Here is a 14,150-nt window from a genome sequence, read left to right as displayed (position 1 = left end):
GTAATGGACATTTTTTCTGAAATTTCACCATTACGCGAGCAGATCAAAGCTTGGAAACGCGAAGGCAAGCGTATCGCTTTCGTTCCAACAATGGGAAACCTGCACGAAGGTCATTTAACACTGATCCGCACTGCTCGCGAGCATGCTGATATTGTTGTTGCTAGTATTTTTGTTAACCCGATGCAATTTAACAATGCAGATGATCTAACAAATTACCCAAGAACATTAGATGAAGACGTTGAAAAACTCACATCTGAAAAGGTTGATCTTGTCTTTACTCCAACGCCAGAGATCATGTACCCAGGAGGGTTAGATAAACAAACGACTGTTGATGTCCCGGTTATCTCTACCATTTTGGAAGGCGCTTCTCGCCCTGGTCACTTTAGAGGCGTATCAACGGTTGTTAATAAGCTATTCAACATTGTTCAACCTGATGTTGCTTGCTTTGGTGAGAAAGATTTCCAACAACTTGCGCTTATTCGTCAAATGGTCATTGATATGGCATTAGATATCGAGATTGTTGGTGTTGCAACAGTACGTGAAGCTGATAGCTTAGCAATGAGCTCTCGCAATAACCTGCTGACATTAAATGAGCGTCAGCGAGCGCCTGTTTTAGCTCGCACTATGCGTTGGATCAGCAGCCAAATGCGTGGTGGTCGTAATGATTATCTATCTCTAATTGAAGACGCTAGTGATCAACTACGTGCAGCAGATTTACAGCCTGATGAAATCTTCATTCGTGATGCAAGAACGCTGCAAGAGCCGACAGAAGAGACAACTCAAGCGGTTATCCTTATGGCAGCCTTCCTTGGTCAAGTCCGCTTGATTGATAACTTAGTGGTTGAACTTCATATTGCCGCAAGCGAAGAAGACACTGAAGAATAATACCAATGTAACGAATTAGATGTTCATTAATAGCATTAGTATGATTAACGACTAAACAAAAGGGCAGATGATCGCTGATCGTCTGCCCTTTTTTATTGTCCTGTCCTGACACTAATATTAGCTTCTAAGGCCAGTACCTTTAGAGATTAAGTGCAGAGCCACGGCATAAAGCACCACAATAAATGCTGTTAATACCGCAAATGCAGTACCAATACCGACATCAGATACACCTAAAAAACCATAACGAAATGCATTTACCATATAAACAATCGGATTTAATTTAGAAACCCCTTGCCAGAATTCAGGCAACAAACTAATCGAATAAAATACCCCACCTAAATACGTTAATGGCGTTAAAATAAACGTCGGAATAATACTGATATCATCAAAGGTTCTAGCAAAAACCGCATTAATCAATCCACCTAAAGAGAATACGATAGATGTCATTAATACTGTCAGTATAATCACACCAAAATGCGCAATTTGAATATCAACAAAAAACAGAGACACGCAAGTCACTAACGCACCAACCAATAAACCTCGAACAACACCACCACCAACAAAACCAGCGATAATAATGTAATTAGGTACAGGAGCGACAAGTAACTCCTCTATGTTTTTTTGGAACTTAGCACTAAAGAACGAAGAAGCTACATTCGAGTAAGAGTTAGTGATCACAGACATCATTATCAAACCTGGAACAATATATTCCATATAACTAAAGCCACTCATTTCACCAATACGTGAACCTATCAAATTACCAAAAATGATAAAATATAACGTCATGGTAATGGCAGGTGGAACCAGTGTTTGCACCCAAATACGTGTGAATCGATTTATCTCTTTAGATATAAGGCTTTTGAATGCTGTCCAATATAAGTTCATCATTATTTAGCTTCCCCTGAACGAACAATACTGACAAATAACTCTTCTAATCGATTCGCTTTATTTCGCATAGAAAGTACATTTACCCCTTGATGGTTTAATTGCTCAAAAAGGTAATTAAGCCCTTGTGATTTATCTATTTCAACCTCAATATAACCTTCTTTACTGCTTGTCATTTTAGCGCCTTCCAACTGAGGCGTAGGGCTATTTTCTGCCAAATCTAAGATAAAAGTTTCAACCTGAAGTTTATTTAATAATCGTTTCATCGATGTATTTTCGATGACTTCACCTTTATTAATAATTCCAATATTTCGACACAGCATCTCCGCTTCTTCAAGATAATGTGTAGTAAGAATAATCGTTACGCCTTGCTCATTAATTTGCTTTAAGAACTCCCACATTGAGCGGCGTAGTTCAATATCAACACCAGCTGTAGGTTCATCAAGGATCAATAACTTAGGTTCATGCATTAAGGCTCTAGCGATCATCAAACGGCGTTTCATACCACCTGATAAATTACGTGCGCGATCATGTCTCTTTTCCCACAGATCTAACTGAGTTAGGTATTTTTGTGCTCTTTCTTTTGCTAATGAACGAGAAACACCATAATAGCCTGCTTGTTGTATTACTATCTGCTGCACGGTTTCAAATGGGTTAAAATTAAACTCTTGAGGAACTAAGCCGATTTGCTGTTTAGCCTGAACAAGATGAGTATCGATATCATAACCAAACACTTTCACTCGGCCAGAGGTTTTATTAACAAGTGAACTAATTACTCCAATGGTTGTTGATTTACCGGCCCCATTAGGTCCCAATAGTGCGTAAAAATCACCTTGCTCTACGGTTAAATCCACGCCTTTGAGCGCTTCAAAACCACCGGCATATGTTTTTCGTAATTGTTCTATCTCTAATGCGTACATATGTTTATTCATCACCTAGATTAAGCATCTATTATTCAAGTTAGCTTATCGTTGAATGACGATGAATGCAAATTTGAAAACGATTAGATAATAAAAAGCCGCAGAGAAAACCACTCTACGGCTTGATTAAAAATAACTAAATTAATCACTTAGATTTCATCAGGTGAAACGTATCTAACCGCTGACTTAAGTGCCTCATAACGAAATTTAAACGTATTTTCATCAGGAACTAAATCTGTTACATGAAACTTCTCTAATTGCTCTCTGGTTTTTTCATTGGGACACAATAAATACACTTTGCAATTTGCATCTAACGCATCATTAATCGCATTCTCTAACGCTAAACCAACGGTTACATCGATCATCGGAACATCGGTTAAATCTAAAATCATCACTTCATAATCAGAAATACTGGAGTGTTGACGTGCAATCGCTTTAGAGACGCTGAAAATCATTGGCCCAGATAAATAAAAGAACAACACCTTTCCATTCGCTTTATCCAATAAACGTCTTTCGCTATCAGTGAGAGGGACATCATCTTCATCGGCATCACTAATTGCTTTTACTTGGCGAGCTTGCTCACGGCTTAAGCGTTCAATGATAATGATATTAGAAATAAAAACACCAAGACCAACGGCGACAATTAAATCGACAAATACCGTCAGTAGCATTACACCGTACATAATGGCCATGCCAGCAAAACTGACTTTATGTGCTCGCTGGATAAAGCTCCAATCAAGAATATTAAAGCCGACATAAACGGCAATACCCGCAAGAACAGCCATTGGGATCGGCTCTGTTAATCCACCCGCAACCAATACCACTAAAGCAAGCACCGCAGCCCTAAACACCCCAGATAGTGGTGAACGAGCACCTACTTGAATATTAGTAACCGTCCCCATTGTTGCACCAGCGCCAGGCAGCGCACCAAATAAGCCAGAGATCATATTTGCTAAGCCTTGGCCTCGTAACTCTTTATCTGAGTCATGCTCTTTACGTGTTAATGAATCACCAATAACAGCGGTTAATAGCGTATCAATACACCCTAATGTACCTAGCACTAAAGCATCAATGACCATGGTCATAAACATATCACTGTTAATGGTAGGAATGACAATGGAAGGCAAACCTGCGGGGATCTCTCCAATTCGACGAATAGAATCTGTATCAAAAATAATGACTGAAATAAGTGTAACAGCAACTAAAGCAACTAATTGAGCAGGAACATATTTACGATACTGTTGAGGAAAAAGGAACAAAACACCAAGCGTCAATACACCAAGAAAGAGTTCTTTAATATCTAAATGCGCCAATGTATCAGGTAAAGCTTTCAGCGTTCCTATAACACCACCCGTTGGTGCTGCATGACCAAGCAAAGGGGAAAGCTGTAAGATAATGAGAATTACGCCTATGCCTGACATAAAGCCTGAAATAACACTGTATGGCATTAAAGTGATGTATTTACCGAGTTTTAATGTCCCAAGAAGGATCTGAAATGCACCGGCCATCATCACAACGGTAAACGTCATTGCAATTCCAGTCTCAGGGTATTTAGCGACCATACTGGTTAAGACCGCGGTCATAATGACGGTCATTGGTCCCGTTGGTTCTGAGATTAATGTTGAAGAACCACCAAATAGAGAAGCAAAAAGCCCCACCATGATAGCTCCCCACAGCCCTGCTTCAGCCCCTGCTCCTGAAGCAACACCAAAGGCCAATGCCAAAGGCAGTGATATGATGGCTGTCGTTACCCCACCAAATAAATCACCTTTAAAGTTTACACTCTCAAATCGTTGCCCAAACACCGTTAGCTCCCTGTTTATAAACTCGTATGGCCATTAATTTAACAAAAGTTATTCATCTCTCATAACTATTAATTAGAACTAATGACTTCCGCTTATGTCCTATTTATCTAATTAATACTCCAGCCGCTTCTTTTAACGCCTCTACTCGTCAGATGAGTACTTTTCATGCAAGTTTTTAGCAGATTGAAATTGTAACATTGTGTATAGTAAATAGACCTGTTGACGTTTTTAACAGAAAGAAGTGTAAGGAACCCCCTTGCTTCTTATGTATTTAAGGGATGAGAGATTTAAATGCCAGAAATTAAAGAGCTTTTTGAAAATAATTCTAAATGGGCAAAATCAATTAAAGCGGGACGCCCTGAATACTTTACTCAGCTTGAAGAAGGACAGAGCCCTGGTTTTTTATGGATTGGTTGCTCTGACAGTCGAGTTCCTGCTGAACGTTTAACTGGACTTCATTCAGGCGAACTATTTGTTCACCGTAATGTAGCCAACCAAGTAATTCATACTGATTTAAATTGCCTGTCTGTTTTGCAATATGCCGTCGATGTTTTAAAAATTAAACACATCATTGTTTGTGGGCATTATGGATGTGGTGGTGTGAATGCAGCTATTGATAACCCCCCACTAGGCCTTATTAATAACTGGCTACTTCATATTAGAGATCTTTATCTAAAACACAGAACTGTATTTGGCAGTTTACCTCGTGAGAAATGGGGAGATAAGTTGTGTGAGATAAATGTCGCAGAACAAGTTTATAACGTTGGCAATTCAACCGTAATGCAAACCGCTTGGGAACGAGGACAAGACGTTCAAGTTCACGGCGTTGTTTATGGTATGGGAGATGGCGTTTTGAATGATCTGGGTGTAAAAGGCCACAGTCGAGAATCATTAGAAATATCCTACCAAGCAGCCATGTCTGTGATAACACAGACTAGTGGTGAAAAATAAAAGGGCAACAACTCCCCTTTTATTACATTAGACAATAGCCAGAGAAAACATCACCTTAACTTCTCTGGCTTTATTTTACGTTGCTATTCTCAAACGCACGAGTCGACGAAGATGGCGGATTTGGCGTTCAGTTTTTATTGCTGGAACCTCAAGATCACTGATTGTTCGACCATCAATATGCAAACCAATATCTCTTAATAGATATTCATTTCCCCAAGGGATCTCATATTGAACTTTACGAACTTTTCGTTTCCATTCACGCTCTTCTCGAGCAAGATCGGCTTTAATTAATAAAGTAGCTAAACGTAGATATAGTGAATGACGCATAATATTTCTCCAATAGATTAAGCTGAGAAATAGAGCGACTAATAGTATAAAGATAGGGAGTTCCCTTCTTAGGTAGCCGCAATATTCGCAGCCAAAGAAGGTTACGAATTAATTAATCGTTTCGATCGTTAATGGGTGTAAACGACATAGTGATGGCGCAACACATTTTGTATGAATGAATAACTGTCATGTTGACCTCCTAAAACTTAAAATTAATTCTTTAAATGGGTAAGTTGTAAAATTTATTTACGGTTAAATTGTAACCACTACAGGTTAATAATCAAGCACAAATATGCAACATAAAAAAAACAAAATAAAAACCCAATAACACTCGAACTAGATCGCCATACACTACGTAGATATATTAGATTTATAATATAACACCGAACTTTAAGCTATATTATATAAGTGATAGATATAACAATAATAAAAAAGCCGAAGGCACAAATGCATCTTCGACTTTTTATATTTAAAATAACCTAGTTACTTTAAATTACTGTAATTCAATATTGATATTACTCTTGTGGTACCACTTTACCAATATAAGGTAAATTACGGTATTTTTGAGCGTAATCAATACCGACACCAACAACAAATTCATCAGGGATTGAAAAACCAATCCAATCAACTTTTACTTCAACTTCCCGGCGAGAAGGTTTATCAAGCAACGTACAAATAGTGATTGAGTTAGGCTCACGAATAGACAATATCTCGCATACCTTACTTAACGTATTACCTGTATCAATAATATCTTCAACGAGCAGAATATCTTTGCCTTTAATGTCATCATCAAGATCTTTTAGGATGCGTACATCACGTGTACTCTCCATGCTATTGCCATAGCTTGATGCTGTCATAAAATCCACCGTCATTGGCGTATCAATTGCTCGTGCTAAATCAGCCATGAAAACAAATGAACCACGTAACAAACCAATCATCACCAGTCCTTCAGACTCTTTATAGTGTTCAGATATTTGTTGACCTAATTCTTTAACACGTTGAGCAACCTCTTTTTCAGAGATCATCACTTCTACTGTATGTTTCATACTATCTCACTTAATTCGTTGAACTTACCTAAGGCAAGATTTAGACCTCTACAGTTTACAATAAAACGGCCGTTGACGTAGATCCAATTACAAAAGTTTTTTATGTCTCTTAATATTAACCTTCCCACTTTATGAGGAAAATTCAACAAAAATAGATTTATACGGTAAATCGCTGCAACTTAAAAAAATAACCTTTAACTTCGTCATATTTTTAATTGATAAGCTGAATAATTGTTGAATATATAATCAGCCTTATGTAAAGTTATTGAGCATAATAATAATAAAACCTATATAAAATAATAATTTGTTGGCAAGGATATATTAAAATGGATACGATTCAAAAAAGGCCTAGAACAAGGCTATCCCCAGAAAAACGCAAAGAACAGCTACTAGATATAGCTATCGAGGTATTTTCACAACGTGGTATTGGCCGTGGCGGCCATGCTGATGTTGCTGAAATCGCGCAAGTATCTGTCGCTACCGTTTTCAACTATTTCCCAACGAGAGAAGATCTTGTTGATGATGTATTGAATAAAGTAGAAGAACAGTTCCATCAATTTGTGCAAAACTCCATTTCTCTTGAGCTTGATGTTCGAACAAACCTTAACGCCCTTTTAATGAACATTATTGATTCAGTTCACTCTGACAATAAATGGATTAAAGTTTGGTTTGAATGGAGCACATCAACACGCGAAGAAGTGTGGCCTTTATTCTTAAGCACTCATGTGAATAATCAAAAGATCATCCGCACAATGTTTGAGGAAGGTATTGAGCGTAACGAAGTGTGTAGCGATCATACGCCTGAAAACTTAGCTAAAATGCTGCATGGCATTTGCTACTCTGTTTTCATTCAAGCGAACCGTAGTTCTTCAATTGAAGAGCTTGAAGATACGGGTAACTGTTTCTTAAATATGCTGTGTATTTATAAATAAATTCAGGATTCAGGATTCAGGATTCAGGATTCAGGATTCAGGATTCAGGAAATGATAATAAAAAACCGCTGATTTCTCAGCGGTTTTTTTATGTCTTAACAAACGCGTTGCTAATCAGAATTATTTTTTCTTTTTAACTGCTTTTTTGTTTGGAAGGTCAGTGATTGAACCTTCAAATACTTCTGCAGCTAGACCAACAGACTCATGTAGAGTTGGGTGAGCGTGGATAGTAAGAGCGATATCTTCTGCATCACAACCCATTTCGATTGCAAGGCCGATTTCACCAAGTAGTTCACCACCGTTTGTACCAACGATAGCACCACCAATAACACGGTGAGTTTCTTTATCAAAGATAAGCTTAGTTAGACCATCAGCACAATCAGATGCGATTGCACGGCCTGATGCAGCCCATGGGAAAGTAGCAACTTCAAAGTTCAGACCTTCTTCTTTTGCTTCTTTCTCTGTTTTACCAACCCAAGCAACTTCTGGCTCAGTGTAAGCAATTGAAGGAATTACTTTAGGGTCGAAGTAGTGCTTCTTACCAGAAATAACTTCAGCAGCTACGTGACCTTCATGCACACCTTTGTGAGCAAGCATTGGTTGGCCAACAACATCACCGATTGCATGAATGTGAGCAATATTGGTGCGCATTTGCTTATCAACATTGATGAAACCGCGCTCATCAACTTCGATACCTGCTTTTTCAGCATCGATAAGTTTGCCATTTGGTACACGACCAATAGCAACAAGAACCGCATCGTAACGCTCAGCTTCTGAAGGTGCTTTTTTACCTTCCATTGAAACGTAGATACCATCTTCTTTTGCTTCAACAGCCGTTACTTTAGTCTCAAGCATTAGCTTGAACTTATCTTTAATACGTTTTGTGAACACTTTAACGATGTCTTTATCCGCAGCAGGGATAACTTGATCAAACATCTCAACCACTTCAACTTTAGAACCTAAAGAGTGGTAAACCGTACCCATTTCAAGACCGATGATACCACCGCCCATGATCAATAGTTTTTCAGGAACTTCTTTTAGTTCTAGCGCGTCAGTTGAATCCCAAATTCGTGGGTCTTCATGCGGGATGAACGGAAGTTTAATCGGACGAGAACCCGCAGCAATAATAGCGTTATCAAACGTAACTGTTGTGTTTTCTTCGCCTTCAACTTCAATCGTATTAGGGCCAGTAAACTTACCAAAACCGTTAATAACTTTAACGTCACGCATTTTAGCCATGCCGCCAAGACCGCCAGTTAACTGAGTAACTACTTTATCTTTCCAGATACGGATCTTATTAATGTCTGTTTGTGGAGCACCAAAAACAACGCCGTGATCTGCCATTGCTTTTGCTTCTTCGATAACTTTAGATACGTGAAGAAGTGCTTTTGATGGGATACAACCCACGTTCAAACATACACCACCAAGCGTGTTATAACGCTCGATTAATACTGTTTCTAGACCTAAATCCGCGCAACGGAAAGCAGCAGAGTAACCAGCAGGACCTGAACCAAGTACAACGACTTGGGCTTTAACTTGTTTGCTCATTTTGACCTCGTTATAGTCATTTCCCTAACAGGCTGACAAATGTTCTATTATTGTTTTCAGACTGCGTCTATTTTACATAGATGTTAACAGTGTGAAAGCAAGATTAAGTTAGCCTGTGAGCTAGACAACAATTCACGTTTGTATGTTCAAAGATAGGAACATTGAAATCACCGCAAATTGCTTTAATAAATTCAAATTAAGAGGTTAATCCCTTAATTTATTAAGCAATAAGGTGGCTTATTAGCCACCTTATTGTTTGTTTCAATAACCGCTAATTACAGTACTAGGCGACGAATGTCAGATAATGCACTGTTTAAGAACGTAATGAAACGAGCACCTTCTGCGCCATCAATAACACGGTGGTCATAAGATAGAGACAGTGGAAGCAGTAGGCGTGGAGCGAACTCTTTGCCATTCCATACAGGTTTAATCTCAGACTTAGACACCCCTAGGATACCTACTTCTGGTGCATTTACGATTGGTGTAAATGCTGTGCCACCGATACCACCAAGGCTTGAAATTGTGAAACAACCACCCTGCATATCAGACGCCGTTAGCTTACCCGCACGCGCTTTCTTCGAAATAGCCATAAGCTCTTCAGATAGCTCGTAAATGCCTTTTTTGTTCACGTCTTTAAATACAGGAACAACAAGACCGTTTGGCGTATCAACTGCGATACCTACGTTTACGTACTTCTTAAGAATGATGCTTTCGCCATCTTCAGATAAAGAAGAGTTAAACGATGGGAACGCTTCAAGTGCTTTCGCAACCGCTTTCATGATAAACACAAGTGGCGTGATCTTCATGCCTGTGTCGTTTTTCGCTTCGATTGCATTCTGCTCTTTACGGAATGCTTCTAGCTCAGTGATGTCTGCGTTATCCCACTGTGTAACGTGAGGGATCATTACCCAGTTACGGTGTAGGTTTGCACCAGAAATCTTCTTGATCTTAGAAAGCTTCTGAACTTCAGTTTCACCAAACTTGCTGAAATCAACTTTTGGCCATGGTAGTAGACCAAGCGCTGAACCGTCACCGCCTTTACCTGATGCCGCTGCACCAGATTCAAGACGCTTAAGTGCATCTTTAACGAAACCTTGAACATCTTCTTTAAGGATACGGTTCTTACGACCTGTACCTTTCACTTTCGCAAGGTTTACGCCAAATTCACGAGCAAGACGACGTACAACTGGAGACGCATGAGCGTAATCGTTGTTCGCTTCAAATTCGCTCGTAGTTGCAGGAGCAGAAGCCGCAGCTACTGGTGCTGGTGCTGCTTGTGCAACAGGAGCAGCCGCCGCTTGAGGTGCAGCAGGTACTGCGCCTTCAACAACAAATGTCATGATTAGAGAGCCAGTCGATACTTTATCGCCTGCAGCAATCTTAATCTCTTTAATAGTACCAGCGAACGGAGCTGGAACTTCCATTGATGCTTTGTCGCCTTCAACAGTAATTAGAGATTGCTCTTCTTCTACTGTATCGCCAACAGCAACCATGATTTCCGTTACTTCAACTTCATCACCGCCGATATCAGGCACGTTTACTTCTTTCTCAGCAGAGACTGCTGGAGCCGCTGCAACGGGTGCTGCTGCCGCTTGAGGAGCCGCAGCAGGTGCTGAACCTGCAACTTCAAAGATCATCACTAGAGAACCAGTAGATACTGAATCACCAGAAGCGATTTTGATTTCTTTAACTGTACCAGCGAATGGTGCAGGAACTTCCATTGAAGCTTTGTCGCCTTCAACAGTTAAAAGAGATTGCTCTTCTTCTACTGTATCGCCAACAGCAACCATGATTTCCGTTACTTCAACTTCATCACCGCCGATATCTGGAACGTGAACTTCTTTAAGTTCAGCAACAGATGCCGCAGCAGGAGCAGCGACTGGTGCCGCTTCAACTACTGGAGCAGCAGGTGCCGCAGCACCCTCTGCTTCAAAGATCATGATAAGAGAACCTGTTGTAACTGAATCGCCTTCAGAGATTTTGATCTCTTTAACGATACCCGCTTGAGACGCAGGAACTTCCATTGAAGCCTTATCGCCTTCAACAGTGATCAGTGACTGCTCTTCTTCAACTCGGTCACCGACCTTAACTAGAATCTCAGTTACTTCAACCTCATCTGCACCGATGTCAGGTACATTAATTTCGATTGTCATTGTTTGTTTCCTTAATTAATGGAAGTCTTATGCGTATTGCGGGTTAGTTTTTTCTGTGTCGATATTGAATTTAGCAATGGCTTCTGTAACAACAGATTTCTCAATATCACCACGTTTCACAAGTTCAGTTAGAGCAGCAACAACTACGTAGCCTGCGTTAACTTCGAAGTGACGACGTAGGTTCTCACGGCTGTCTGAACGACCAAAACCATCAGTACCAAGTACTTTGTATGATTCAGTTGGCATGAATGCACGTACTTGTTCAGCGTAGTTCTTCATGTAATCTGTCGCAGCGATTGCGGGTTCGTTACCAAGAACCGTTGTGATGTACGGTACTTTCGCTTCTGCTTCAGGGTGTAGCATGTTGTAACGCTCTACATCTTGACCGTCACGAGTTAGTTCGTTGAACGATGTTACAGAGAAGATATCAGACGCTACGCCATAGTCTTCACTTAAGATTTGTGCCGCTTTACGTACTTCGTTCATGATAGTACCAGAGCTCATTAACTGAACTTTAGCTTTAGCACCAGCGTGAGATTCAAGCTTGTAGATACCTTTACGGATGCCTTCTTCAGCGCCTTCTGGCATTGCTGGCATTGCGTAGTTTTCATTCATTACTGTTAGGTAGTAGTAAATGTTTTCTTGGTTCTCACCATACATACGACGGATACCGTCTTGCATGATTACCGCTAGCTCGTAAGCAAACGTTGGGTCATAAGAAATACAGTTAGGAACTGTGTTTGCCATGATGTGTGAGTGACCATCTTCGTGTTGTAGACCTTCACCGTTTAGCGTTGTACGACCAGCAGTAGCACCTAATAGGAAACCACGTGCTTGTTGGTCACCCGCTAACCATGCCATGTCACCAATACGTTGGAAACCGAACATTGAGTAGTAGATGTAGAATGGGATCATTGGAAGATCGTTAGTGCTGTATGATGTTGCAGCAGCAACCCAAGACGCCATTGAACCTAATTCATTGATACCTTCTTGAAGAACTTGGCCTGATGTTGCTTCTTTGTAGTAAGAAACAATGCCTTTATCTTCAGGAGTGTATGACTGACCGTGTGGGTTGTAGATACCAATCTGACGGAACAGACCTTCCATACCGAATGTACGCGCTTCATCACAGATGATAGGAACAATGTTTTTACCGATGTTCTTATTTTTCAGTAGGATATTTAACGTACGAACGTAAGCCATCGTTGTAGAGATGTCACGCTTTTGCTCACCTAGTAGAGGAGCAAATTCTTCAAGTTCAGGCACTTTAAATTCTTGAGTGAACTTAGGTAGACGCTTAGGCGTGTACCCTTGTAGTGCTTTACGACGAGCGTGTAGGTATTCGTATTCAGCAGAACCTTCTTCCAGTGTCAAGTAAGGAAGTTCAGCTACTTTCTCATCAGAAAGAACATCTTGTAGACCTAGACGATCACGTAGGTATTGTACGTGAGTCATGTCCATTTTCTTAACACCGTGTGCGATGTTTTTGCCTTCTGCAGCATCACCCATGCCGTAACCTTTAACGGTTTTAGCTAGGATTACTGTTGGTTTACCACCTGTTTCTTTTGCATTATTAAATGCAGCAAACAGTTTAGAAGAATCATGACCACCACGCTTCAATTCGAAGATTTGATCGTCAGTCATGTCAGCGACTAATGCAGCTGTTTCTGGGTACTTACCAAAGAAGTGCTCACGTACGTATGCGCCATCTTTAGATTTAAATGTTTGGTAGTCACCATCGATAGTTTCATTCATTAGTTGAAGAAGCTTACCAGTCGTGTCTTTAGCTAGTAGAGAATCCCAGTTGCTACCCCAGATAACTTTAACAACGTTCCAACCTGCGCCTTTGAATAGACCTTCAAGTTCTTGGATGATGCTACCGTTACCCATTACTGGGCCGTCTAGACGCTGTAGGTTACAGTTGATTAGGAAACATAGGTTGTCCAGTTTCTCACGTGCAGCAAAAGAAATCGCACCACGAGATTCTGGCTCATCCATCTCACCGTCACCTAGGAAAGCGTATACACGTTGAGCTGAAGTGTCTTTAAGACCACGACCATCAAGGTACTTAAGGAAACGCGCTTGATAGATAGCAGAAATTGGACCAAGACCCATAGATACCGTAGGGAACTGCCAGAACTCAGGCATTAGTTTAGGGTGTGGGTATGAAGGAATACCTTTACCATCAACTTCTTGACGGAAGTTATCCAGTTGCTCTTCAGTTAAACGGCCTTCAACGAAAGCACGAGAGTAGATACCTGGAGAGATATGACCTTGGTAATAAACTAAATCACCACCGTCCGTCTCATTTGGAGCACGGAAGAAATGGTTGAAACATACTTCGTAGAATGCAGCAGCTGATTGGTAAGATGCCATGTGGCCACCTAGATCCAAATCTTTCTTAGAAGCACGTAGAACGATCATGATAGCGTTCCAACGAATAATTGAACGGATACGACGCTCAAGAGTAACATCACCTGGGTACGCAGGTTCTTGCGTTGCAGGGATGGTATTGATGTAGTTAGTATTGATACCTGTAGCCATATCAACACCATCTAAACGAGCTTTATCAAGAACTTGCTCTAATAGATACTGGGCGCGTTCAACACCCTCTTCACGTACAACTGACTCAAGTGCTTCTAACCAATCTTGAGTTTCTAGTGCATCAACGTCATGCTTCATGTCAGACATGCGAGCT

At 40.4% G+C, this 14,150-nt stretch carries 11 protein-coding genes; 3 read left to right on the top strand and 8 right to left on the bottom strand.

What is annotated here, in order from left to right; translation table 11 throughout:
- Positions 1-3: 3 nt before the first annotated feature.
- A complete protein-coding gene (gene panC, locus F8B77_RS11290) occupies positions 4-885 on the top strand; it encodes a pantoate--beta-alanine ligase (RefSeq protein ID WP_151655422.1) in 882 nt (293 codons plus the stop codon).
- A gap of 117 nt (positions 886-1,002) precedes the next feature.
- Here the strand turns inward: panC and F8B77_RS11285 are convergent, their stop codons facing one another.
- From F8B77_RS11285 to F8B77_RS11275, 3 genes are all read right to left on the bottom strand, one after another.
- On the bottom strand, positions 1,003-1,773 hold the full coding sequence (locus tag F8B77_RS11285) for an ABC transporter permease (protein WP_151655421.1): 771 nt from the start codon (positions 1,771-1,773) through the stop codon (positions 1,003-1,005).
- On the bottom strand, positions 1,773-2,690 hold the full coding sequence (locus tag F8B77_RS11280; RefSeq protein ID WP_151655430.1) for an ABC transporter ATP-binding protein: 918 nt from the start codon (positions 2,688-2,690) through the stop codon (positions 1,773-1,775). The genes F8B77_RS11285 and F8B77_RS11280 overlap by 1 nt, the downstream gene beginning before the upstream one ends.
- Positions 2,691-2,839: 149 nt before the next feature.
- Positions 2,840-4,495 carry a SulP family inorganic anion transporter gene (locus tag F8B77_RS11275; protein ID WP_151655420.1) on the bottom strand — a complete coding sequence of 552 codons (1,656 nt, stop codon included), beginning with the start codon at positions 4,493-4,495 and terminating at the stop codon, positions 2,840-2,842.
- Between the two features lie 291 nt (positions 4,496-4,786).
- Here F8B77_RS11275 and can point away from each other — a divergent pair, with 291 nt between their 5' ends.
- Positions 4,787-5,446: a carbonate dehydratase gene (gene can / locus F8B77_RS11270; protein WP_151655419.1), complete on the top strand. Its 660-nt coding sequence runs from the start codon at positions 4,787-4,789 to the stop codon at positions 5,444-5,446.
- 75 nt (positions 5,447-5,521) lie between these two features.
- On the opposite strand, the gene F8B77_RS11265 is transcribed toward can, so the two are convergent.
- Both F8B77_RS11265 and hpt read right to left on the bottom strand, forming a co-directional pair.
- Positions 5,522-5,773, bottom strand: coding sequence for a DUF1127 domain-containing protein (locus F8B77_RS11265; RefSeq protein WP_130043993.1), 252 nt, complete (start codon positions 5,771-5,773; stop codon positions 5,522-5,524).
- A gap of 515 nt (positions 5,774-6,288) precedes the next feature.
- Positions 6,289-6,819 carry a hypoxanthine phosphoribosyltransferase gene (gene hpt / locus F8B77_RS11260; protein ID WP_130043992.1) on the bottom strand — a complete coding sequence of 177 codons (531 nt, stop codon included), beginning with the start codon at positions 6,817-6,819 and terminating at the stop codon, positions 6,289-6,291.
- A gap of 326 nt (positions 6,820-7,145) precedes the next feature.
- Between hpt and F8B77_RS11255 the strand changes: the two genes are divergently transcribed.
- Entirely contained in the window at positions 7,146-7,751 is a 606-nt protein-coding gene (locus tag F8B77_RS11255) for a TetR/AcrR family transcriptional regulator (protein WP_151655418.1), read from the top strand.
- 120 nt (positions 7,752-7,871) lie between these two features.
- Here the strand turns inward: F8B77_RS11255 and lpdA are convergent, their stop codons facing one another.
- From lpdA to aceE, 3 genes are all read right to left on the bottom strand, one after another.
- Positions 7,872-9,299, bottom strand: coding sequence for a dihydrolipoyl dehydrogenase (lpdA, locus tag F8B77_RS11250; protein ID WP_151655417.1), 1,428 nt, complete (start codon positions 9,297-9,299; stop codon positions 7,872-7,874).
- A 275-nt stretch (positions 9,300-9,574) separates the two neighbouring features.
- Positions 9,575-11,452, bottom strand: a complete 1,878-nt coding sequence (gene aceF, locus F8B77_RS11245; RefSeq protein WP_151655416.1) for a pyruvate dehydrogenase complex dihydrolipoyllysine-residue acetyltransferase — start codon at positions 11,450-11,452, stop codon at positions 9,575-9,577.
- 27 nt (positions 11,453-11,479) lie between these two features.
- Positions 11,480-14,143 carry a pyruvate dehydrogenase (acetyl-transferring), homodimeric type gene (aceE, locus tag F8B77_RS11240; protein ID WP_151655415.1) on the bottom strand — a complete coding sequence of 888 codons (2,664 nt, stop codon included), beginning with the start codon at positions 14,141-14,143 and terminating at the stop codon, positions 11,480-11,482.
- Positions 14,144-14,150: the final 7 nt, after the last annotated feature.

Source organism: Aliivibrio finisterrensis (assembly GCF_008933155.1).
Taxonomy (GTDB): Bacteria; Pseudomonadota; Gammaproteobacteria; order Enterobacterales; family Vibrionaceae; genus Aliivibrio; species Aliivibrio finisterrensis.
The sequence above is the reverse complement of the archived record's forward strand: the minus strand, read 5'-3'. Positions and strand labels throughout refer to the sequence as shown.

Bases quoted from the DNA above. Each gene is read 5' to 3' on its own strand.
- panC (WP_151655422.1), top strand. From the start codon at position 4: ATGGACATTTTTTCTGAAATTTCACCATTACGCGAGCAGATCAAAGCT.
- F8B77_RS11285 (WP_151655421.1), bottom strand. From the start codon at position 1,773: ATGATGAACTTATATTGGACAGCATTCAAAAGCCTTATATCTAAAGAG.
- F8B77_RS11280 (WP_151655430.1), bottom strand. From the start codon at position 2,690: ATGTACGCATTAGAGATAGAACAATTACGAAAAACATATGCCGGTGGT.
- can (WP_151655419.1), top strand. From the start codon at position 4,787: ATGCCAGAAATTAAAGAGCTTTTTGAAAATAATTCTAAATGGGCAAAA.
- F8B77_RS11265 (WP_130043993.1), bottom strand. From the start codon at position 5,773: ATGCGTCATTCACTATATCTACGTTTAGCTACTTTATTAATTAAAGCC.
- hpt (WP_130043992.1), bottom strand. From the start codon at position 6,819: ATGAAACATACAGTAGAAGTGATGATCTCTGAAAAAGAGGTTGCTCAA.
- F8B77_RS11255 (WP_151655418.1), top strand. From the start codon at position 7,146: ATGGATACGATTCAAAAAAGGCCTAGAACAAGGCTATCCCCAGAAAAA.
- lpdA (WP_151655417.1), bottom strand. From the start codon at position 9,299: ATGAGCAAACAAGTTAAAGCCCAAGTCGTTGTACTTGGTTCAGGTCCT.
- aceF (WP_151655416.1), bottom strand. From the start codon at position 11,452: ATGACAATCGAAATTAATGTACCTGACATCGGTGCAGATGAGGTTGAA.
- aceE (WP_151655415.1), bottom strand. From the start codon at position 14,143: ATGTCTGACATGAAGCATGACGTTGATGCACTAGAAACTCAAGATTGG.